This is a genomic window from Alsobacter sp. SYSU BS001988, from assembly GCF_054796215.1.
Genome location: NZ_JBTAMK010000004.1, coordinates 343,815 through 363,547, shown reverse-complemented (window position 1 = coordinate 363,547; position 19,733 = coordinate 343,815). Strand labels below are relative to the sequence as shown.

General features: G+C 70.4%; 18 protein-coding genes. 5 read left to right on the top strand and 13 right to left on the bottom strand.

The window, feature by feature from the left end:
* Positions 1–6 precede the first annotated feature (6 nt).
* The 9 genes from metK to ACYVO7_RS11285 all read right to left on the bottom strand — a co-directional run bounded on the left by metK (position 7) and on the right by ACYVO7_RS11285 (position 10,101).
* Entirely contained in the window at positions 7–1,197 is a 1,191-nt protein-coding gene (gene metK / locus ACYVO7_RS11325) for a methionine adenosyltransferase (RefSeq protein ID WP_460449922.1), read from the bottom strand.
* 383 nt (positions 1,198–1,580) lie between these two features.
* Positions 1,581–2,060: a helix-turn-helix domain-containing protein gene (locus ACYVO7_RS11320; protein WP_460449921.1), complete on the bottom strand. Its 480-nt coding sequence runs from the start codon at positions 2,058–2,060 to the stop codon at positions 1,581–1,583.
* 152 nt (positions 2,061–2,212) lie between these two features.
* Positions 2,213–3,814 (bottom strand): apolipoprotein N-acyltransferase, encoded by a 1,602-nt coding sequence (lnt, locus tag ACYVO7_RS11315; RefSeq protein ID WP_460449920.1) that lies wholly within the window; start codon positions 3,812–3,814, stop codon positions 2,213–2,215.
* 9 nt (positions 3,815–3,823) lie between these two features.
* Positions 3,824–4,972, bottom strand: coding sequence for a hemolysin family protein (locus tag ACYVO7_RS11310; RefSeq protein ID WP_460449919.1), 1,149 nt, complete (start codon positions 4,970–4,972; stop codon positions 3,824–3,826).
* A 5-nt stretch (positions 4,973–4,977) separates the two neighbouring features.
* On the bottom strand, positions 4,978–5,508 hold the full coding sequence (ybeY, locus tag ACYVO7_RS11305) for an rRNA maturation RNase YbeY (RefSeq protein ID WP_460449918.1): 531 nt from the start codon (positions 5,506–5,508) through the stop codon (positions 4,978–4,980).
* Positions 5,505–6,551 carry a PhoH family protein gene (locus ACYVO7_RS11300; protein ID WP_406855656.1) on the bottom strand — a complete coding sequence of 349 codons (1,047 nt, stop codon included), beginning with the start codon at positions 6,549–6,551 and terminating at the stop codon, positions 5,505–5,507. The genes ybeY and ACYVO7_RS11300 overlap by 4 nt, the downstream gene beginning before the upstream one ends.
* Positions 6,552–6,564: 13 nt before the next feature.
* On the bottom strand, positions 6,565–7,944 hold the full coding sequence (miaB, locus tag ACYVO7_RS11295; protein ID WP_460449917.1) for a tRNA (N6-isopentenyl adenosine(37)-C2)-methylthiotransferase MiaB: 1,380 nt from the start codon (positions 7,942–7,944) through the stop codon (positions 6,565–6,567).
* A 222-nt stretch (positions 7,945–8,166) separates the two neighbouring features.
* Positions 8,167–8,697, bottom strand: a complete 531-nt coding sequence (gene infC / locus ACYVO7_RS11290; protein WP_406855653.1) for a translation initiation factor IF-3 — start codon at positions 8,695–8,697, stop codon at positions 8,167–8,169.
* Between the two features lie 180 nt (positions 8,698–8,877).
* Positions 8,878–10,101 carry a glycosyltransferase family 4 protein gene (locus ACYVO7_RS11285; RefSeq protein WP_460449916.1) on the bottom strand — a complete coding sequence of 408 codons (1,224 nt, stop codon included), beginning with the start codon at positions 10,099–10,101 and terminating at the stop codon, positions 8,878–8,880.
* A 260-nt stretch (positions 10,102–10,361) separates the two neighbouring features.
* On the opposite strand from ACYVO7_RS11285, the gene ACYVO7_RS11280 reads away from it, so the two are divergent.
* On the top strand, positions 10,362–11,009 hold the full coding sequence (locus ACYVO7_RS11280) for an alpha/beta hydrolase (protein WP_460449915.1): 648 nt from the start codon (positions 10,362–10,364) through the stop codon (positions 11,007–11,009).
* A gap of 85 nt (positions 11,010–11,094) precedes the next feature.
* On the opposite strand, the gene ACYVO7_RS11275 is transcribed toward ACYVO7_RS11280, so the two are convergent.
* Together ACYVO7_RS11275 and ACYVO7_RS11270 are read right to left on the bottom strand one after the other, a co-directional pair.
* On the bottom strand, positions 11,095–11,385 hold the full coding sequence (locus ACYVO7_RS11275) for a BQ00720 family protein (protein WP_460449914.1): 291 nt from the start codon (positions 11,383–11,385) through the stop codon (positions 11,095–11,097).
* Positions 11,386–11,448: 63 nt separating this feature from the next.
* Positions 11,449–11,877, bottom strand: a complete 429-nt coding sequence (locus ACYVO7_RS11270; RefSeq protein ID WP_460449913.1) for an Hsp20 family protein — start codon at positions 11,875–11,877, stop codon at positions 11,449–11,451.
* Positions 11,878–12,223: 346 nt separating this feature from the next.
* On the opposite strand from ACYVO7_RS11270, the gene pheS reads away from it, so the two are divergent.
* From pheS to pheT, 3 genes are read left to right on the top strand one after another with little or no spacing between them, the layout of a single operon-like run.
* Complete coding sequence (pheS, locus tag ACYVO7_RS11265; RefSeq protein ID WP_460449912.1) at positions 12,224–13,306, top strand: phenylalanine--tRNA ligase subunit alpha; 1,083 nt, start codon at positions 12,224–12,226, stop codon at positions 13,304–13,306.
* 10 nt (positions 13,307–13,316) lie between these two features.
* The gene (locus ACYVO7_RS11260) at positions 13,317–13,550 is read left to right on the top strand and encodes a hypothetical protein (RefSeq protein WP_460449911.1); all 234 of its coding nucleotides are present in this window, start codon (positions 13,317–13,319) and stop codon (positions 13,548–13,550) included.
* Positions 13,551–13,560: 10 nt separating this feature from the next.
* Positions 13,561–15,984, top strand: a complete 2,424-nt coding sequence (gene pheT, locus ACYVO7_RS11255; RefSeq protein WP_460449910.1) for a phenylalanine--tRNA ligase subunit beta — start codon at positions 13,561–13,563, stop codon at positions 15,982–15,984.
* A gap of 69 nt (positions 15,985–16,053) precedes the next feature.
* Here pheT and ACYVO7_RS11250 read toward each other — a convergent pair whose 3' ends face one another.
* On the bottom strand, positions 16,054–17,097 hold the full coding sequence (locus tag ACYVO7_RS11250) for a proline racemase family protein (RefSeq protein ID WP_460449909.1): 1,044 nt from the start codon (positions 17,095–17,097) through the stop codon (positions 16,054–16,056).
* Positions 17,098–17,170: 73 nt separating this feature from the next.
* Positions 17,171–18,067, bottom strand: coding sequence for a LysR family transcriptional regulator (locus ACYVO7_RS11245; RefSeq protein ID WP_460449908.1), 897 nt, complete (start codon positions 18,065–18,067; stop codon positions 17,171–17,173).
* A 162-nt stretch (positions 18,068–18,229) separates the two neighbouring features.
* On the opposite strand from ACYVO7_RS11245, the gene ACYVO7_RS11240 reads away from it, so the two are divergent.
* Positions 18,230–19,729: a CoA-acylating methylmalonate-semialdehyde dehydrogenase gene (locus tag ACYVO7_RS11240; RefSeq protein ID WP_460449907.1), complete on the top strand. Its 1,500-nt coding sequence runs from the start codon at positions 18,230–18,232 to the stop codon at positions 19,727–19,729.
* Positions 19,730–19,733 lie beyond the last annotated feature (4 nt).

Sequence of the window (19,733 nt, the reverse complement as noted above, 5' to 3'; positions counted from 1 at the left end):
TCCGCCTCAGGCCAGGCTGCGCAGGCGGTCGGAGAGGTCCGTCCGCTCCCAGCTGAAGCCGCCGTCTCCGTCAGGGGCGCGGCCGAAATGGCCGTAGGAGGAGGTGCGGGCGTAGATGGGCCGGTTGAGCGCGAGATGCTCGCGGATGCCGCGCGGCGTCAGGTCGACCATGTCCATCAGCTCCGCCTCGAGGCGGCCCTCGTCGATGTGGCCGGTTCCATGCAGGTCGACATAGATCGAGAGAGGCCGCGCCACCCCGATCGCGTAGGAGAGCTGCAGGGTGCAGCGGTCCGCCAGGCCGGCGGCCACCACGTTCTTGGCCAGATAGCGGGCCGCATAGGCGGCGGAGCGGTCCACCTTGGTCGGGTCCTTGCCGGAGAACGCGCCGCCGCCATGCGGGGCCGCGCCGCCATAGGTGTCGACGATGATCTTGCGGCCGGTGAGGCCGCAGTCGCCGTCCGGGCCGCCGATGACGAACTTGCCGGTGGGGTTGACGTGCCAGACCGTGTCCTTGCCGATCCAGCCGTCCGGCAGGGCCTCGCGGGCGTAGGGCTCCACGATGGCGCGCACGTCGTGCGACGACAGGCTCTCGTCGAGATGCTGAGTGGAGATGACGATCTCGGCCACGCCGACGGGCTTGCCGCCGTCGTAGCGCACCGTGACCTGGCTCTTGGCGTCCGGGCCGAGCACGGAGCTCTCGCCGGAGCGGCGGGCCTGCGACATGCGGGCGAGGATCTTGTGGGCATAGTAGATCGGCGCCGGCATCAGCTCGGGCGTCTCGCGGCAGGCGTAGCCGAACATGATGCCCTGGTCGCCGGCGCCCTCGTCCTTGTTGCCGGAGCTGTCGACGCCCTGGGCGATGTCGGCCGACTGGGCGTGGAGGAGCACCTCGATCTGGGCCGTCTCCCAATGGAAGCCGGCCTGCTCATAGCCGATGTCGCGCACGGCCAGCCGGGCGACGTGGCTGAGATAGTCGCGCGTCAGGGTCGCGGGGCCGCGGGTCTCGCCCGCGATCACGAGGCGGTTGGTGGTGGCGAGCGTCTCGCACGCGACCCGGATGTCCTTCGGATCCCAGCCCTGCTCCGGCCCGACGCGGTAGAAGGCGTCCACGATCTCGTCGGAGATGCGGTCGCACACCTTGTCCGGGTGGCCTTCCGACACGGATTCGCTGGTGAACAGATAGCTCGAACGCGCCACTGGATCCTCGCATGTCCGGCGGTGGCCAGACATCGCCACCCTGATGGCGAATTTCCTGACAGGGAGCGTTCTTCCGGTCAAGCTGAAATGCCGGATGCGTTCGTTACTCCGAACGCCATGAGGATCGCCGCCGCGGCTTGACGCTGAAGCTCATCGAAGCCCCCGCCCCGTCATCCCCGGCGCGCCGGAGGGCGCGGGAAGGGGATCCAGAGAGGCCGGGCGGGGCGGCGCCTGCTTCGGAGCCCTCTCTGGATCCCCTTCCCCTCCGCGGCTGCGCCGCTCCGGCCGGGGATGACGGCGGAGGGGCGCGTTCTCGAGCGCCTGGGGCCTTCGGGGCGCCCGGGACGGCAGGACCGCCGCGCCATGGGGCGCGGCGCTCCGGCTCACTCGGCGACGAGAGCCGGAACCACCGGTTCGGCCGCCTCGGCCAGCACGGCGTCCGGCTCGGCGAGGATGCGCTCTTCCTCGACGCCGGCGAGCGACGACACGAGGTCGACGATGCGGCGGCGGATCTTCGGATCCTTGATCCGCAGGAAGGCGCGGTTCAGCTGGACGCCCTCGTTCGTGGCGAGGAAGTCGGCCACATAGGTCGTGTCCGCGACGTCGCGGAAGCCGGAGGGCTCGTTGTCCGGCTGCGGCGATCCCTCGAAGAAGAACTCGACGGGCATGCCGAGGATCTTCGAGATCTGCTGCAGGCGGCTCGCGCCGATCCGATTGGTGCCCTTTTCGTATTTCTGCACCTGCTGAAAGGTCAGACCGAGCGCCTCGCCCAGGCGCTCCTGGCTCATGCCCACAAGGACGCGCCGCATGCGCACACGGCTGCCGACATGCTTGTCGATCGGGTTAGGAGCCTTCTTGAGCATCGAGTCCTCCGGATCACTGTCCCGCGGCGCTGCCCCCAGTCGCCGCACCGCGTTCGTCTCCGGACTGCTTGGGACGCAACATCAGGAATGAAGTGCAACCCGGCAAAGCGACCCACGGTTGAGTCGACCGTAGTGCAACTTGCTGATAATTGTCAAACTGCGTTCTGCCTTATGGTCAATCCGATTATCAGAAATCCCAGGCCGAGCATCAGGGCGGTCGGCCAGTCCCCGGCGCGACTGAAGACGGTGGCCTCGATCGGCTTCGGCAACCGGGAGTCGAGCACGCCGTCGACGCCGAGCGGCAGCGAGCCGAGCACGCGACCATAGGGATCGATGACGGCCGAGATCCCGTCATTCGCCGCCCGCACCATGGGCAGGCCTTCCTCGATGGAGCGGAGCCTCGCCTGCGCGAAATGCTGGTGCGGGCCGGGCGTGAGGCCGAACCAGGCGTCGTTGGTGAGGTTGATCATCAGGCCGGGCTCGCCCTGCTCGGGACGGGCCTGGCCGGGAAAGATGGCCTCGTAGCAGATCAGAGGGGCCGCCGGCGGCAGGCCGGGCGCCTTCAGCATCTTGCGCCGCGCGCCGGCCTCGAACCCGCCCGGAGCTACGACGAATTGTCGCAGCCCGAGCGCGGTGAGCGCGTCGTTGAAGGGCAGATACTCGCCGAACGGCACCAGATGGGCTTTGTCCGAGCTGTCGAGGATGGCGCCGTCGTCGCCCACGACCTGGACGGCGTTGAAGTAGCGACGGCCGCGTTCGCCGGGCAGCGGCTCGGCCGACCGCACCGCCCCGGTGATGAGCACCGCGCCCTTGGGCAGGAGCTGCGCGATCTGGGCCAGCGCCGTCGGGTCGCGCGCGAGCACGAAGGGAAAGGACGATTCGGGCCAGAACAGATGGGTCACGCCGCCGACGCCGCTGTTCTCGGGCGAGGTGGCCCGGTCGCTCATCGACAGGTAGCGCGCCATGATGGCGTCGCGGTTTTCGGGCCTGAACTTGTCGTCCTGCGGGATGTTCGGCTGGACGATGCGCAGCCGCACGCCCTCCTGCATGCCGGGGCGTCCCGTCTGCAGCCGAACGAGGCCGAAGGCCGCCAGCAGCGCGAGCGCGGCGGCCGCCAGCATGGGCGCGGTCCAGCGCTCGGCCGGGCGCATGGCCGAGCCGAACATCGCCGGCGAGGCGCAGATCAGCACCGTCAGGAAGGTCAGCCCGTGCAGGCCCGCCACCGAGGCGAACTGCGCCAGCACGAGGTGGGAGCCCAGCGCCATGCCGAACTCGTTCCAGGGAAAGCCCGTGAACAGGATGGCGCGCAGCCATTCGGCCGCCGTCACCGCCACCGCGAGCGCCACGATGCGCATCGGCCCGGGCGTCCACAGCACGCGCGCGATGGCGAAGGCGAGGGCCGTGTAGAGAGCGAGCACCGCCGGCAGGCCGACGACGCCCAGCGGCATCAGCCAGGCGAACTGGTCCGCCTCGACCAGGAAGGCGGATCCGAGCCACCAGAGGCCCGCCACGAAATAGCCGAAGCCGAAGAACCAGCCCGCCAAGGCCGCGTGGCCCAGCGTGGCGCGGGAGAGCCGGCCGACATCCGCGGCCGAGCCGTCCAGTACCCAGGTGGCGATCGTGAACGAGACCGCCAGCGCGGGCAGCGCGCCGAAGGGCGGCATCGCGAGCGCGCCGACCGCGCCGGCCAGGAAGGCCAGCAGCAGCCTGCGCCATCCCCAGACGAGGATGATCCGATGGGCGAGGTTCTTCATCGCGTCCGATCAGCCTGACTTGGCTTCGAAAGGCTTGGGTGGGTTCTGGGCGGCCGGGGCCGCCGGGGCCGCCTGGGCGGCCGAGGCCGCCGGAGCCGCCTTGGCGTCGTCGCCGGCCGCCTCGGTCGGGGGCGGCGCCGGCAAGGCGAGGGGCGGCTGCGGCCCGTTCAGGCGGGGTTCGAGCGGATTGGCGTGGATGCGCAGGCGCTTGATCCGCCGCGGATCGGCGTCGAGAATCTCGAACTCGACCCCGGACGGGTGCTGGATCACCTCGCCGCGCACCGGAACGCGCCCCACCAGGGCGGCGATGAGGCCGCCCAGCGTGTCGACGTCCTCGGCCAGTTCGCCATGGACCAGATCGGCCCCGAGCTCGGCCGAGGCCTCCTCGAGGCTGGTGCGGGCGTCCGCCAGATAGGCCCCGTCCGGCGCGCGGGTGATCATCGGGGCGTCCTCGAGGTCGTGCTCGTCCTCGATGTCGCCGACGATGATCTCGACGAGGTCCTCGATGGAGACCAGCCCGTCGGTGCCGCCATACTCGTCGATGACCAGCGCCATGTGGGTGCGCGACGCCTGCATCTTCACCAGAAGGTCCATGGCCGGCATGGACGGCGGCACGAACAGCACCGGGCGCAGGATCTTGGCGGCCGAGAGCGGGATGGCGAGGTCGACCTTGCCGAGGTCGGGCGCGCCGGCCGGCAGCGACCGCCGGCGGCCGGGCGGACGCGCGGTCTCGGCGCGCATCGCCATGTAGTCGATGAAGTCGCGGATGTGGACCATGCCGCGCGGGTCGTCGAGGGTCTCGGCGTAGACCGGCAGGCGCGAGTGGCCAGCGGTGCGGAAGACCCGCAGGAGGTCGCCCAGCGTGGTCTCGATCGCCACCGCGACGATGTCGGCGCGCGGCACCATGACGTCGTCGACCCGATGGGTGCGCAGGCCGAGCACGTTCTTGAGCATCGCCCGTTCCTGGGGCGAGAACTCGGCCCCGGATTCGGCCAGCGCCTCCTCCAGGTCGTCGCGGACAGACTGGGCGTGACGGATCCCCAGCCGCGCCAGGAAGCGGTCTATGAAACTTTCGCCCGGCGCTTCGCGGGATTCGGAAGAGCCGGACGGCCTGGGCGATCCGCCCGCGGCGCCGGAATGGGAATCGTCGGAGGTCATGGCGATCATGCCATCCTGCCGGATGGCGTCTCCTCGTCAAGGGGGCGGTCCGCGTAGGGATCCTGAACGCCGAGCGTCGCGAGGATCTCCACCTCGAGCCGCTCCATCCGCTCCGCGTCGTCCGTTTCGATGTGGTCGTAACCGAGCAGGTGCAGGAAGCCGTGGACGACGAGATGCAGGAAGTGGTCGGCCACCGTCGTATGGTCGTCCAGCGCCTCGCGGGCAAGGGTCTCGTACGCCACCGCGATGTCGCCCAGGAAGGGCGACGCGCTCACCTTGTCGGGCTGCACGGCCGGGAAGGACAGGACGTTGGTCGGCTTGTCCTTCTCGCGCCACTCCCGGTTGATCTCGCGCATATGGGCGTCGTCGGTCAGCAGCAGGCTGACCTCCGCGCCGGGGACGAGCCGGACGCCGCCGAGCCGGGCCGCGGCCGCGACGGCGCGCCCCGCCAGGGCCTCGGCGTCGGGCAGCGCGCGCCACAGAGGGCTCTCCTCGGCGACGTCGAGCGCGACCGGATCCTGCGCCGGCGCGCTCACGGCCTGGCGCTGTCGGCGGGGCCGCGCGCGTCGGATTCGTAGGCCCCGACGATGCGGCGCACGAGGTCGTGACGCACGACGTCGCCCTCCTTGAAGGTGACGCGGCCGATGCCCTCGACGCCGTCGAGGATGCGGACCGCCTCCACCAGGCCCGACTTCTGGCCGGGCGGCAGGTCGATCTGGGTCGGATCGCCGGTGACGATCATGCGCGAGCCCTCGCCCAGGCGGGTGAGGAACATCTTCATCTGCATCGTGGTGGTGTTCTGCGCCTCGTCGAGCAGCACGATGGCGTTGGTCAGCGTGCGGCCGCGCATGAAGGCCAGCGGGGCGATCTCGATCATGCCGGTCTGCATGCCGCGCTCGACGTGGCGCGACTCCATGAAGTCGTACAGCGCGTCGTAGATGGGGCGCAGATAGGGGTCGACCTTCTCCTTCATGTCGCCCGGCAGGAAGCCGAGCCGCTCGCCGGCCTCGACCGCCGGGCGCGACAGCACCAGCCGCTCGACGACGCCCTGCTCGAGCAGCTGCACGGCGTGGCCGACGGCCAGCCAGGTCTTGCCGGTGCCGGCGGGGCCTTCGGCGAAGACCAGCTCGTGGTTCTTGAGGAGGCGCAGATAGGAATGCTGCGCGGCGTTGCGGGCGCGGACCCGGCGCTTGCGGGTGCCGATCTCCTCGAAGGAGGCCGCCGCCCCCGTCTCGGCGACCGGGAACAGCATGCCCTGCATGGCGGTCTCCTGGATCACGCCGTCGACGTCGCCCGGCGTCAGCGCGTCGCCCGACCGCACGCGCTCGTAAAGGCGCTCCAGCACCCGGCGCGCCTGCTCGGTGTTCTCGGGCGCGCCCTTGAGGACGACGTTGTTGCCGTTGGCGTTGGCCACGACGCCGAGGCGGCGCTCCAGATGCGCGAGGTTCTGGTCGTACTGGCCGAAGACGAGGCTCGCGAGGCGATTGTCCTCGAATGTCAGCTTGATCTCGGCGGCCTCGGCGATGCCGCCGCGCGGCGGCTGGCGGGTGAAACGGTTGACGCCCTCGGCTGATCTCAACGAAGCCCCTCCCTTAAGCGGTCGCCCGCTCCGGTTCGATGTCGGCCCGCTCGCCGAGCAGGCTGTAGGAGCCCGTGCCGACGACGGTCACGGGGATGATGTCGCCGGCCGCCGCGCCGCGGCCCTCGAAGGCCACGGCCTGCAGATAGGGCGACTTGCCGACGAGCTGCCCCGGATGGCGGCCGGGCCGCTCCACCAGGACGTCGACGGTGCGGCCGATCGTGGCGGCGTTGAAGGCCCGCAGCTGGCGGTCGAGCAGCGCCTGCAGCGCGTGCAGGCGCTCGGTCATCGCCGGCTCCGCCACCTGCGCGGCCATGTCGGCGGCCGGGGTGCCGGGGCGGGGGCTGTATTTGAACGAATAGGCGGCCGCGAAGCCGACCCGCTCGATCAGGTCCATGGTGTCGCGGAAATCGGCGTCGGTCTCGCCCGGGAAGCCGACGATGAAGTCCGACGACAGCGCGATGTCGGGCCGGGCGGCCCTGACCTGGTCGACCAGGCGCAGATAGTCGTCGCGGGTGTGACGGCGGTTCATGGCGGCCAGGATGGCGTCCGAGCCGGACTGCACGGGCAGGTGCAGATAGGGCATCACGGCCGGCAGGTCGCGGTGGGCGGCGATCAGCTCGGCGTCCATGTCGCGGGGATGGCTGGTGGTGTAGCGCAGCCGCTCCAGGCCGGGGACCTCGGCCAGCCGGCGCATGAGCGCGCCCAGCGTCCAGGCCGCGCCGTCCGGCCCCTGGCCGTGATAGGCGTTGACGTTCTGGCCCAGCAGCGTGACCTCGCGCACCCCGGCGGCGGCGAGGCGCTCGGCCTCCCGCAGGATGGCGTCCACCGGGCGGGACGCCTCCGCGCCGCGCGTATAGGGCACGACGCAGAAGGTGCAGAACTTGTCGCAGCCTTCCTGCACGGTGAGGAAGGCCGAGACGCCGCGGGCGCGGGTCTTCTCGCGGCTGGCGCCGGGGAGATGGTCGAACTTGGCGGCGGCCGGGAACTCGGTGTCGACGACGCCCGGGCTGCGGCGGGCCTGCTCCAGCAGGCCGGGAAGGCGATGGTAGCTCTGCGGGCCGACGACGAGGTCGACGCCCTTGGCGCGACGCAGGATCTCGCCGCCCTCGGCCTGGGCGACGCAGCCGGCGACGACGATCTGGGTCTCGCGGCCGTCCAGGGCGCGGTCGCGGCGCACCTCGCGCACGCGTCCCAGCTCCGAGTAAACCTTCTCGGCGGCTTTCTCACGGATGTGGCAGGTGTTGAGAACCACGACGTCGGCGTCGGCCATATCGGCCGTCTCGGCGTAGCCTTCCGGGGCCAGAACGTCCGCCATGCGCTGGGCGTCGTAAACGTTCATCTGGCAGCCGTAGGATTTGACGTAGACCTTCCTCGTTCCGTCCTGAGCCATGGTTCCGCCGAAGCCGCTGCGCGCTCGCGCCGTCGCGAATCACTCTCGCGGCCGTCTGAGCATGCCGCAGTTCTGACGACGGTGTTTAGACGGTATGGCCCCGCAAGAGAACTGGATTCGCATGATCCCGCCCGGCGTGTCCGCCAGGCATCATTCCGGGCGCGAGAAAAAGCCGCCGCGGTGGTCCGCAGCGGCTTTTGAAACGTCACGGTCGAACGGCGCTCAGCGCGGCGCCATGATCATGACCATCTGGCGTCCCTCCAGCATGGGTTCGGACTCCACCTTGGAGACGTCGCCCATCTCGGCCTTGACGCGTTCGAGCAGCTTGATGCCGAGATCCTGGTGGGCCATCTCGCGTCCGCGGAAGCGGAGCGTGACCTTCACCTTGTCGCCCTCTTCGAAGAAGCGGCGGACGGCCTTCATCTTGACCCCGTAGTCGTGGTCGTCGATGCCGGGGCGGAGCTTGATCTCCTTCACCTCGACCGTCTTCTGCTTCTTGCGGGCCTCGGCGGCCTTCTTCTGCTCGTTGAACTTGAACTTGCCGTGGTCGAGGATCTTGCAGACGGGCGGCGTCGAGTTCGGAGCGATCTCCACGAGGTCCAGGCCTGCGTCCTCGGCGGCCTTCAAGGCGTCGAAGAACGGCACGACGCCCTGGTTGGCTCCGGTTTCGTCGATCAGCTGGACTTCGCGCACGCCGCGGATGTCGCGGTTGGCGCGGGGTCCGTCCTTCTGCGGGACCGGAGCGGCTCTCATTGGTCTGCGAATGGCTTTAGTCTCCTCTGGGCCCGCCCCTCCGGGGCAGCTCGAAGCGCCGTTCGGGACGGCGGCGGGCGATGTTGACGGCAAATTTGGAAATTCGCAGAAAGATCCGCGAAGTCAACTCGGCTCTTTGTCTTTCGTTACCGATCCTGGACTTTCAGCGATCGGACAGGCTCACGCGCGGTCCTGCCCGAGCAGGGCCGCATAGAGGTCCAGGGTCTCGCCGACCATGCGGCCCAGCGAGAAATGCGCCTCCACATGGGCGCGGCCGCGGGCCGCGAGGGCGTCGCGGGCGCTGGCGCCCATGCCCAGCGCCGTCTGGACGGCGTCGGCCAGCGCTTCGGCGTCGCCCGGCGGCACGCGCCAGCCGGTGCGGGCCGCCGCCGGCGCCTGGGGCGGAGCCAGAACGGTCTCCGGCACCGCGCCGAGATCGGAGACGACCACCGGCGCGCCCATGGCCTGCGCCTCCACGGCCGAGCGGCCGAAGGCCTCGGGCTCGATGGACGGCACCGTCACCACCGAGGCCGCCAGGAACGCGGCCGGCATGTCGACACAATGCCCGGCGCGATGCACGATCCCCTTGAGGCCGAGCTTCTCGGTCAGCGCGTCGAGTTCGCGCACATAGCCGTCGCGGCCCTGCGGGTCGCCGGCCAGCACGATGGCGATGTCCTGGACGCCGCGGTCGACCAGCCGCTTGGCGGCCTCGATCAGCACCTTCTGGCCCTTCCAGGCGGTCAGCCGCGCGGCCAGCAGCACGACGCGCTGGTGCGGCTGGACGCCCCAGTCGCGCCGGATCCTCTCCACGCGCTCGGGCTCGACCGCATGCGGCGAGAAGGCCCGCAGGTCCGTGCCGCGGTGGATGACCCGCACGCGCTCTCGCGCGAAGGGATGCTGCCGGCCGATGAGGTCGGCCGTGTAGCTGGAGTTGGCGATGACGGCGTCGCCGCGCGCCATGACCGAATTGTACAGCGCCTTGACGGCCGAGCGGCCCGAATAGCTGCCCGCATAGGTGGTGACGAAGGGCAGCCCCAGCGCACGGGAGGCCATCAGCGAGCTCCAGGCCGGGGCTCGCGAGCGGGCGTGCAGGATGTCGACGCCCTCATCGAGGCAGATGGCGCGCAGCCGCCGGGCGTTGGCCAGCATGGCGACGGGGTTCTTGGTGCGGGCCGGGAACGGGATCCAGATCCCGCCCTTGGCCTGCAGCTCGGCCACCAGGCGCCCGCCCGAGGTCGCCACCAGGGCGCGCGCGCCGGCCGCCGCGAGGCCCTCGGCGATGTCGACGGTGGTGCGCTCGACGCCGCCGGCCTCCAGCTCCGGCACCACCTGCAGGATCGTGCAGCCGGCCAGCGGCGACAGGTTCTGCCCGGCGAAGGCGGTGGACGGGCCCTGTCGCTTCATGGCGCCGCCCGGTGTAGAACGCCCCTGGGGGCGGACGACCGCCTGGCGGTCGGCGTCGACGGCGGCCGCGATGCTGGTTCGAGCAAATCACCCAGGGCAGGATCCATGACACGAGGTGTAAGGTGAGCGGGGACGATCCGCAATTTGCGGATGCGCAGTTTCTGACGGTAGGCACAGGTTCCGACGCCCGCCGTATCGCCTATCGGCGCCGCGACGGCGTCGGACCCACCGTCGTGTGGCTCGGCGGATTCCGCTCCGACATGGCCTCCACAAAGGCGGAGACGCTGGACCGGTGGGCGGCCGGGGCCGGCCGATCGTTCCTGCGGTTCGACTATTCGGGACACGGCCTGTCCGACGGACGGTTCGAGGACGCCACGATCTCGCGCTGGCTGGAGGAGAGCGTCGCCGTCATCCGCGCGCTCGCCGGCCCGGCGCCCGTGCTGACAGGCTCCTCGATGGGCGGCTGGCTGGCGCTGCTGGCGTCCCAGCGCCTGCGCGAGGAGGGGCTCGGCCTGTCGGGCCTCGTCCTCATCGCGCCGGCGGTGGACTTCACCGAGGCGCTGATGTGGGACCGCTTCCCCGACGAGGTGAAGCGCCAGATCGTCGAGACCGGCGCGTGGCTTCGGCGGTCGGACTATTCGCCCGAGCCCTACCCGATCACCCGCGCGCTGATCGAGGACGGCCGCCGGCGCCTGATGCTGGACGGCCCGCCGATCGTGACGGGCTGCCCGGTGCACATCCTGCAGGGCATGCAGGACCCGGACGTGCCGTGGCGGCACGCCATGCGGCTCGTGGAGCACCTGCCGGGCGACGACGTGGTGACGACCTTGATCAAGGACGGCGACCACCGCCTGTCGCGCCCGGAGGACCTGGCGCGGCTGGTGGCGGCGATCGAGGAGATCGGCTGACCTTTCGAGGGCGCAGCCGCGAAAAGCCTCGCCGAGGCGCGGGCTGGCCCGCGCCTCGGAACGAGGGGCCCGGCGCGTTGCGTCGCTAGTGGACGCTGACCGGCACGAGGTTGTGCTCCCAGGCGTTGGCGATGGCCGTGTTGCGGCTGTCGGTCACCATGATGGGCGTGCCGTCGGCGCCCAGCAGGGCGAAGAGGTCGAGGCCGGGCTGGATCTCGGGCGCCTGCGGGAACAGGCGGTTCAGGTCGTCGGACTTGATCGCCCGCACATAGGCGATCTCGCCTCCCCCGATGGCGGCGAGCACCTGCGGGGTGACCTGCTCGGAAGAGCCGGCGTAGGGGGTCTGGGTCGCGGGGGTCTTGATAGCGTCGTTCATCGCACCCTCCTTTGAGCGGAGCGAAAGTGAAAAGAGCGTATTCGGGGGCGTCGGGCCGGGCGGTCAGTCCCGGCCGATGATGTCGATCCGGCGAACGATCCGCTCGGCTTCCGGCCGGACGAGGTCGATCGACAGAAGACCGTTCGCGAGGTCCGCGCCGCGGACCTCCAGGCCGTCCGCCAGCAGGAAAGCCCGCTGGAACTGCCGCGCGGCGATGCCGCGATGCAGGAACTGCCTGTCCTTCTCGTCGGCCTGCCGGCCACGGATGACCAGCTGGTTCTCCTCCAGGGTGATCTCCAGATCGTCCCGGGTGAATCCCGCCACCGCGAGCGTGATCCTCAACCGCTCCGGCTCGTCGCCGTCGCGCTGGAGGCGCTCGATGTTGTAGGGCGGATATCCCTCCGAGGCGGCCTTGGCCACCCGGCTGAGAGCCCGTTCCACCTCGTCGAAGCCGAGCAGGAACGGAGAAGACAAGGACGGTACGCGCGACATGAAGCCCTGTGTGAAGGCGCTCCGGTTCCGGGCCCGCTCATGCAGCACCCGGGCGGCCGAGGCCGCATCCGGAATATGTGGGCTGGCGGGGAAGGGTTCAAGGGTGAGACGGGAGCGGCGCCTTTTCGGTCTCGGTCACTTGTCTTTAATCGCGCCCCACCCACAACGGTGACGATTGCTCGCGGTCGCCTGACGAGGGGCGGACCCCGCCATGGCGATCACAAGCCCGGCGGGGTTTCTCTTTCAAGGGCGGCCCAGAGCCCTCTCTCGACAACCCGCGCCCTCCCGTGGCAAACACCCGCCGTCCGCGCCGGGGCTCTCCCCGGCGCTTGAGGTGTTTGAGCTCATGTCCGATTTCTCCGCCCTGGAATCCGAGATCGCGGCCGCCGCAGGGGCCGCCGCCGACGAGGCCGCGCTCGAGGCCGTGCGCGTCGGCGCGCTCGGCAAGAAGGGCTCCGTGTCCGAGCTCCTGAAGACGCTCGGCTCCATGACGCCCGACGAGCGCAAGCAGAACGGCCCGCTGATCAACGGCCTGCGCGACCGCGTGACGGCCCTGATCGCCGAGCGCCGCACGGCCCTCAAGAACGCCGCGTTGGACGCGCGCCTCAAGGCCGAGACCGTCGACGTCACCCTGCCCACGCCCGAGAGCGCGCTCGGCCGCGGCCGGGTGCATCCGATCAGCCAGGTGATCGACGAGCTGACGACGATCTTCGGCGACATGGGCTTCGCGGTGGCGGAAGGCCCGGACATCGAGACGGATTTCTACAACTTCACGGCGCTGAACTTCCCGGTCGGGCATCCGGCCAGGGAGATGCACGACACGTTCTTCTTCAACCCCGGCCCGGACGGCGAGCGCAAGCTGCTGCGCACCCATACGAGCCCGGTTCAGATCCGAACGATGATGAGCCAGAAGCCGCCGATCCGGGTGATCATCCCGGGCCGGACCTACCGGTGCGACAGCGACCAGACGCATACGCCGATGTTCCACCAGGTCGAGGGCCTAGTGATCGACCGCGGCTCCCATATGGGCCACCTGAAATGGATCCTGGAGGAGTTCTGCAAGGCGTTCTTCGAGGTCGAGCACGTGAAGATGCGCTTCCGGCCGTCATTCTTCCCGTTCACGGAGCCCTCCGCCGAGGTCGACATCCAGTGCTCGCGCAAGGGCGGCGAGATCCGCTTCGGCGAGGGCGACGACTGGCTGGAGATCCTGGGCTGCGGGATGGTGCACCCCAACGTCATCCGCCATTGCGGCCTCGACCCCGACGAATACCAGGGCTTCGCCTGGGGCATGGGGATCGACCGCATCGCGATGCTGAAATACGGCATGCCGGACCTGCGCGCTTTCTTCGACGCCGACGTCCGCTGGCTGAGCCATTACGGCTTCCGCCCGCTGGACATCCCGTCCCTGACGGCCGGCCTGAGCGCCTGAGGAGGCAGTCATGCCCTGGATCACAGCATTCATGCCGAAGCCTGGCGTGGGCAGAAAACAGCCAACTCAGGTTGTCGCTCAGGTGAAAGCCTTCGACGTGCAGGATGGTCGGACAGTGCTCCAGATCGATACCTATGGATCTGACGATCGCGTGATGCGCGACAAGCAGAGCCAAACATTTCAAATGGGCGAAGAAGCCGCTCGGCAGCTCTTCGACATCATCAAGAACACATACAGGTTCTGAGGTCAGCCAGATGAAGCTCACACTCTCCTGGCTCAAGGAGCACCTCGACACCACGGCCTCGCTGCGGACCGTGGACGAGACGCTGACGCGCGTGGGGCTCGAGGTCGAGAGCGTGGAGGATCCGGCCAAGCTGCTGGAGGCCTACACGATCGCCTATGTGATCTCGGCCGAGCAGCACCCCAACGCCGACCGGCTGCGGGTGTGCATCGTCGACACCGGCTCGGGGACGCCCGTGCAGGTGGTGTGCGGCGCGCCGAACGCCCGCACGGGCATGAAGTCGGTGTTCTCGCCGCCCGGGACCTACATCCCGGGCAAGAACATCACCCTCGGGGTCGGGATGATCCGCGGCGTGGAGAGCGCCGGCATGCTGTGCTCGGCCATGGAGCTGGGCCTGGGCGAGGACCATGACGGCATCATCGACCTGCCGGCCGACGCGCCGGTGGGGGTGAAATACGCCGACTGGGCCGGCCTCGACGACGCCGTGATCGACTTCGCCGTGACGCCGAACCGGCCGGACGCGCTCGGCGTGCACGGCGTGGCCCGCGATCTGGCGGCGGCCGGGCTGGGCAAGCTCATCGACAAGCCGGTCCAGGGCGTCCGGGGCGAGTTCCCCTGCCCGGTGGCGGTCAGGCTCGATCTCGCGCCGGGCGACGAAAAGCTCTGCCCGGCCTTCGCGCTGCGGCTGGTGCGCGGCGTGAAGAACGGGCCGAGCCCGGAGTGGATGCAGCGGCGCCTGAAGGCGATAGGGCTGCGCCCCATCAACGCGCTGGTCGACATCACCAACTACATGACATTCGACCGCAATCGGCCGTTGCACGTCTTCGACCTGAAGAAGGTCAGCGGCGACCTCGTGGTCCGCCGCGCCCGGACCGGCGAGCAGGTGCTGGCGCTGGACGGGCGCACTTATGCGCTCGACGACGGCATGGTGGTGATCGCCGACGACGCCGGCGTGGAGAGCATCGCGGGCGTCATGGGCGGCGAGCATTCGGGCTGCGACGAGACGACCACGGACGTGCTGATCGAGTCGGCGCTGTGGGATCCGCTCAACATCGCGCTCACGGGCCGCAAGCTCGGCGTCAACACCGACGCGCGCTACCGCTTCGAGCGCGGCGTCGATCCGGCCTTCTGCCTGCCGGGGCTCGAGATGGCCACCCGCATGGTCATGGACCTGTGCGGCGGCGAGGCGTCCACGGTCACGCTGGCGGGCGAGATCCCGTCGCCGGACAAGATCATCGAGTTCCCCTACGCCGAGGTGGAGCGGCTCACCGGCCTGACCCTGCCGGTCCCGGAGATGAAGGTGATCCTGCGCGAGCTCGGTTTCTGGGTCTCGGGCACGGAGTCCTACGTCAAGGTGGCCGTGCCGTCCTGGCGGCCGGACGTGGAGGGCAAGGCGGACATCGTCGAGGAGATCGTGCGCATCGCGGGCCTCGACCGCATCGCGTCGACGCCCTTCGCCCGCGAGGAGGCGACGGTCGCCAAGCCGGTGCTGACGCTCATCCAGAAGCGCACCCGCACGGCCAAGCGCGCGCTGGCGGCGCGCGGCATGGTGGAGGCCGTGACATGGTCGTTCATCGGCAAGCAGGAGGCCGAGACCTTCGGCGGCGGCCGTCCCGAGCTGGCGCTCGCCAACCCGATCGCGGCGGAGCTGTCCGACATGCGGCCGAGCCTGCTGCCGGGCCTGCTCAAGGCGGCGCAGCGCAACCACGACCGCGGCGCGCAGGACCTGGCGCTGTTCGAGGTGGGGCAGGTGTTTCGCGGCGACAAGCCAGAGGAGCAGGACATCGCCGCCGCTGGCGTGCGCCGGGGCCTGGCGAAGCCGGACGGCGCCGGCCGCCGCTGGTCCGCCCCGGCGACGCCCGCCGACGTCTTCGACGCCAAGGCCGACGCCATGGCGGCGCTGGAGGCGCTGGGCGTCCCGACCGGCGGCCTGCAGGTCGTCCCGGGCGGACCCGCCTGGTTCCATCCGGGCCGCTCCGGCACGCTGCAGTTCGGCCCCAAGTTGGTGGTCGGCTGGTTCGGCGAGCTTCACCCGCGCGCCCTGGAGGCGCTGGACGCGAAGGGCCCGGCCGTGGGCTTCGAGCTGATCCTCGACCGGCTGCCGCCGCCCAAGGCCAAGCCGACCAAGATCAAGCCGAAGCTGACGCTCTCGGACTTCCAGCCCGTGTCGCGCGACTTCGCCTTCGTGGTCGACCGCGCGGTGGCGGCCGGCGACCTCGTCAAGGCGGCCCAGACGGCCGAGCGGCAGCTGATCGCGGCCGTGGACGTCTTCGACGTCTATGAGGGACCGGGCGTGCCGGACGGCAAGAAATCCGTCGCCCTCGCGGTGACCCTGCAGCCCACCGAGAAGACGCTGACCGACGCCGAAATCGACGCCGTCGCGGCGAAGATCGTCGCCGAGGTTCAGAAAAAGAGCGGCGCCGCCCTGCGGGGGTGATCCGCGCGCGGCCATCTCTGCGCCGTCATCCCCGGCGGCGCGAAGCGCCGGGACGGGGATGACGGTGGGTCATGCCGGTGAGCGGACGACCGTTCTGGCCTCGCCGAAGCTGCGCGCCAGCGTGAAGCCGCAGCCGAGCGGGTCGTCGGCTTCGATCAGGAAGGCGCCCTTGCCGGCGTAGAAGCCCTGGCCGCCGACCTCCACCCGCACCGCGCCCTCGATCTCGGGAGCCGGGCGCGTCACGGCGCCGGTGAAGGGCCCGCCCGATATCCCCCGGAACAGGCGGGTCTGGCCGGGCCGCACGAGGCCCTTGGCGTGGTCCAGCGCCATGCGGGCCGTGACGCCCGATCCCGTGGGGCTGCGGTCCACCTGGCGCTCGGCGAAGACGCAGAGGTTCCAGCTTTCGTCGGCGGGCCCGGCGTCGTCGGTCAGGATCGTTCCGTAGAGGAAGCCGAGGTCCGGCTCGGTCGGGTGCGCGATGCGCATCTCCCGCCGGACCACGTCCGTGAGCGCGCCCCCCGCCGCGACCAGGTCGTCCAGCGGCGTGGCGAAGAAGTCGAGCCCGAAGCGCGCGGCCGGCAGGATCGCGTAGAACGCGCCCCCATAGGCGATGTCGGCGACGATGCGCCCATGGCCCGGGACCTCGACGCTCACGTCCAGCGCATGCGCGTAGGCCGGAACGCTCTCGAAGCGCACCGCCGTGACCGCGCCGTCCCGCACCGTGCAGGCGAGGGCCAGGGGCCCGCACGGGGCCTCGATCACGAAGCGGGTCTCCGGCTCGACCATCGGGACGAGGCCCTGGTCCACCACCCAGCGGCCGAGCGCGATGGTGGCGTGGCCGCACATGGTCGAGTAGCCCTCATTGTGCGTGAACAGCACGCCCAGCACGGCGCCGGGATGCGACGGGCGCACCGGGATCACGCCATACATCCCCGCATGGCCCCGCGGCTCCAGCATCATGGCGCGGCGCCAATGGTCGAAGCGCTCGCGGGCGTCCCGCCGCTGCTCCAGGACCGTGCGGCCGCGCAGCTCCGGATAGCCGCCGGTGACGATCCGGACCGGCTCGCCGGCGGTGTGCATGTCCACATAGGAGAGTTCGACGGCAGTCGGCATGGGCGGTCCCGCTTCTGTCCCGCGTCCAGTCGTAGCCATGCCGGGGCCGGCGCGCAAACGGCGGCGGTGCGCCTCACTCCGGCAGGAAGAGCGCCCGCGCGGCCCGCGTCTCGCGCACGAGGAAATCGACCGTGGCGCGGATGCGGGCGACGTCCTTCAGCTCGGCGTGAACGATCAGCCAGAAGGTGCGGGTGAGCTGGATCTCCGGCAGGACCGGCGCGAGCTCGGGCCGGCCCGCCGCCATGAAATGCGGCAGGACGCAGACGCCCGCCCCGGTCATGGCGCACTGCATCTGGGCGACCAGCGTGGAGGATTGCAGGCGCGGGCGCAGGCCCTTGGCGATCTCATCCAGATAGTCCAGCTCCGGCGTGATGATGAGATCGTCGATATAGCCGATGAGCGGGTGATCGGAGAGGTCCTCGGCGGACCGGATCGGGGCGGCCGCCGCCAGATAGGACGGCGCCGCATAGAGGGCCAGGCGGTAGTCGGTGAGCTTTCGGGCGACGACCTTGCCCTCCTTGGGCGGCGACAGCGCGATCGCCACGTCGGCCTCGCGCTTCGACAGGGAGAGCAGGCGCGGCATCGCGACGAGCTGGATCTCCAGCTCGGGATAGCGCTCCGCCAAGGCCACGGCGCGCGGGGCCAGGAACAGCGTCCCGAACCCGTCCGGCGCGCCGATGCGGACCGCTCCCGACAGAGCGAGGTCCGAGCCGCCGATCTCGCTGGCGGCGGCCAGCGCGGCGCTCTCGATCGCCTCGGCGGCGACCACGAGGCGCTCGCCCTGGGCGGTGAGGGCGTAGCCCTGCGGCCGGCGCTCGAACAGGGTCGCCTTCAGGGCCGCCTCGAGCGAGGTGACGCGGCGACTGACGGTGGCGTGGTCCGCCCCGAGGCGGCGCGCCGCGATGGTCAGGCGGCCGGCCCTTGCCACGGCGAGAAAAAAGCGCAAGTCATCCCAATCGAAACCGCCCATGCGCGCGTCTTTCGGCTCCGTGTCCCAGGCGCGCCCATATGGGCGTTTGCGCACGGATCAGGGTTGAAAAGTCGCATAGCCGTGCGTGGATCGCAATGATACTCGTGTCGCAAAGCTTGGCCGCCCGCTGACGGGCGGCGCCGTCATCTCGGGGAGGACATCATGGTCGCGGAACTCACGCATTTCATCGGCGGCAAGCATGTGAAGGGCGCCTCGGGCCGCTTCACGGACGCCTTCTGGCCGATGACCGGCGAGCTCGCGTCGCGGGTGCCCCTGGCGTCCGCCGCCGAAGTGCGGGCGGCCGTCGAGAACGCCAAGGCGGCCCAGCCGGCCTGGGCGGCCACCAACCCGCAGCGCCGCGCCCGCGTGCTGATGAAGTTCCTCGAGCTGGTCCACGCCGAGTATGACAGCCTCGCCGAGCTGCTCGCCCGCGAGCACGGCAAGACCGTGCCGGACGCCAAGGGCGACATCCAGCGCGGCCTCGAGGTCATCGAGTTCTGCATCGGCGCGCCGCAGATGATGAAGGGCGAGTACACCGAGGGCGCCGGCCCCGGCATCGACATCTATTCGATGCGCCAGCCGCTCGGCGTGGTGGCGGGCATCACCCCGTTCAACTTCCCGGCCATGATCCCGCTGTGGAAGTGCGGCCCGGCGCTGGCGGCGGGCAACGCCTTCATCCTGAAGCCCTCCGAGCGCGATCCCGGCGTGCCGCTGCGCATCGCCGAGCTGTTCCTGCAGGCCGGCCTGCCGGCCGGCGTGCTCAACGTCGTCAACGGCGACAAGGAGGCGGTGGACGCCCTGCTGGACGATCCGGACGTCAAGGCGGTGGGCTTCGTGGGCTCGACCCCGGTCGCCGAATACGTCTACACGCGCGGCTGCGCGGCGGGGAAGCGCGTGCAGTGCTTCGGCGGCGCCAAGAACCACATGATCGTCATGCCGGACGCCGACATGGACCAGGCCGTCGACGCCCTCATCGGGGCCGGCTACGGCTCGGCCGGCGAGCGCTGCATGGCGATCTCGGTGGCGGTGCCGGTCGGCCAGGAGGCCGCCGACCGCCTCATGAACAAGCTGATCCCGCGCGTCGAGGGCCTGAAGGTCGGCCCCTCGACCGACCCGTCGGCCGATTTCGGCCCGCTCGTCACCAAGGCCCATCTCGACAAGGTGAAGTCCTATGTCGACCTCGGCATCCAGGAGGGGGCCACGCTGCGCGTCGACGGCCGCGGCTTCAAGATGCAGGGCTACGAGAACGGCTACTACATGGGCGGCTGCCTGTTCGACAACGTCACCAAGGACATGCGGATCTACAAGGAAGAGATCTTCGGCCCGGTGCTGTCCGTCGTCCGCGCCAAGGACTACGCCGAGGGCCTCGCGCTCGCCAACGACCATGAATATGGCAACGGCACCGCCATCTTCACGCGCGACGGCGACGCGGCGCGCGACTTCGCCGCCAAGGTGCAGGTCGGCATGGTGGGCATCAACGTGCCGATCCCGGTGCCGCTGGCCTACTACACCTTCGGCGGCTGGAAGCGCTCGGGCTTCGGCGACCTGAACCAGCACGGCCCGGACGCCTTCCGGTTCTACACCAAGACGAAGACCGTCACCTCGCGCTGGCCGTCCGGCATCAAGGACGGGGCGGAGTTCTCGATCCCGACGATGAAGTGAGCTG

Excerpts from the sequence above, each read along its gene's own strand:
- pheT (WP_460449910.1), top strand. The coding sequence starts at position 13,561 with ATGAAGCTCACACTCTCCTGGCTCAAGGAGCACCTCGACACCACGGCC.
- ACYVO7_RS11245 (WP_460449908.1), bottom strand. The coding sequence starts at position 18,067 with ATGGGCGGTTTCGATTGGGATGACTTGCGCTTTTTTCTCGCCGTGGCA.
- ACYVO7_RS11280 (WP_460449915.1), top strand. The coding sequence starts at position 10,362 with ATGGCCTCCACAAAGGCGGAGACGCTGGACCGGTGGGCGGCCGGGGCC.
- ACYVO7_RS11240 (WP_460449907.1), top strand. The coding sequence starts at position 18,230 with ATGGTCGCGGAACTCACGCATTTCATCGGCGGCAAGCATGTGAAGGGC.
- ACYVO7_RS11320 (WP_460449921.1), bottom strand. The coding sequence starts at position 2,060 with ATGCTCAAGAAGGCTCCTAACCCGATCGACAAGCATGTCGGCAGCCGT.
- pheS (WP_460449912.1), top strand. The coding sequence starts at position 12,224 with ATGTCCGATTTCTCCGCCCTGGAATCCGAGATCGCGGCCGCCGCAGGG.
- ACYVO7_RS11275 (WP_460449914.1), bottom strand. The coding sequence starts at position 11,385 with ATGAACGACGCTATCAAGACCCCCGCGACCCAGACCCCCTACGCCGGC.
- miaB (WP_460449917.1), bottom strand. The coding sequence starts at position 7,944 with ATGGCTCAGGACGGAACGAGGAAGGTCTACGTCAAATCCTACGGCTGC.
- ACYVO7_RS11285 (WP_460449916.1), bottom strand. The coding sequence starts at position 10,101 with ATGAAGCGACAGGGCCCGTCCACCGCCTTCGCCGGGCAGAACCTGTCG.
- ACYVO7_RS11250 (WP_460449909.1), bottom strand. The coding sequence starts at position 17,097 with ATGCCGACTGCCGTCGAACTCTCCTATGTGGACATGCACACCGCCGGC.
- ACYVO7_RS11310 (WP_460449919.1), bottom strand. The coding sequence starts at position 4,972 with ATGACCTCCGACGATTCCCATTCCGGCGCCGCGGGCGGATCGCCCAGG.
- ACYVO7_RS11260 (WP_460449911.1), top strand. The coding sequence starts at position 13,317 with ATGCCCTGGATCACAGCATTCATGCCGAAGCCTGGCGTGGGCAGAAAA.
- infC (WP_406855653.1), bottom strand. The coding sequence starts at position 8,697 with ATGAGAGCCGCTCCGGTCCCGCAGAAGGACGGACCCCGCGCCAACCGC.
- lnt (WP_460449920.1), bottom strand. The coding sequence starts at position 3,814 with ATGAAGAACCTCGCCCATCGGATCATCCTCGTCTGGGGATGGCGCAGG.
- ACYVO7_RS11270 (WP_460449913.1), bottom strand. The coding sequence starts at position 11,877 with ATGTCGCGCGTACCGTCCTTGTCTTCTCCGTTCCTGCTCGGCTTCGAC.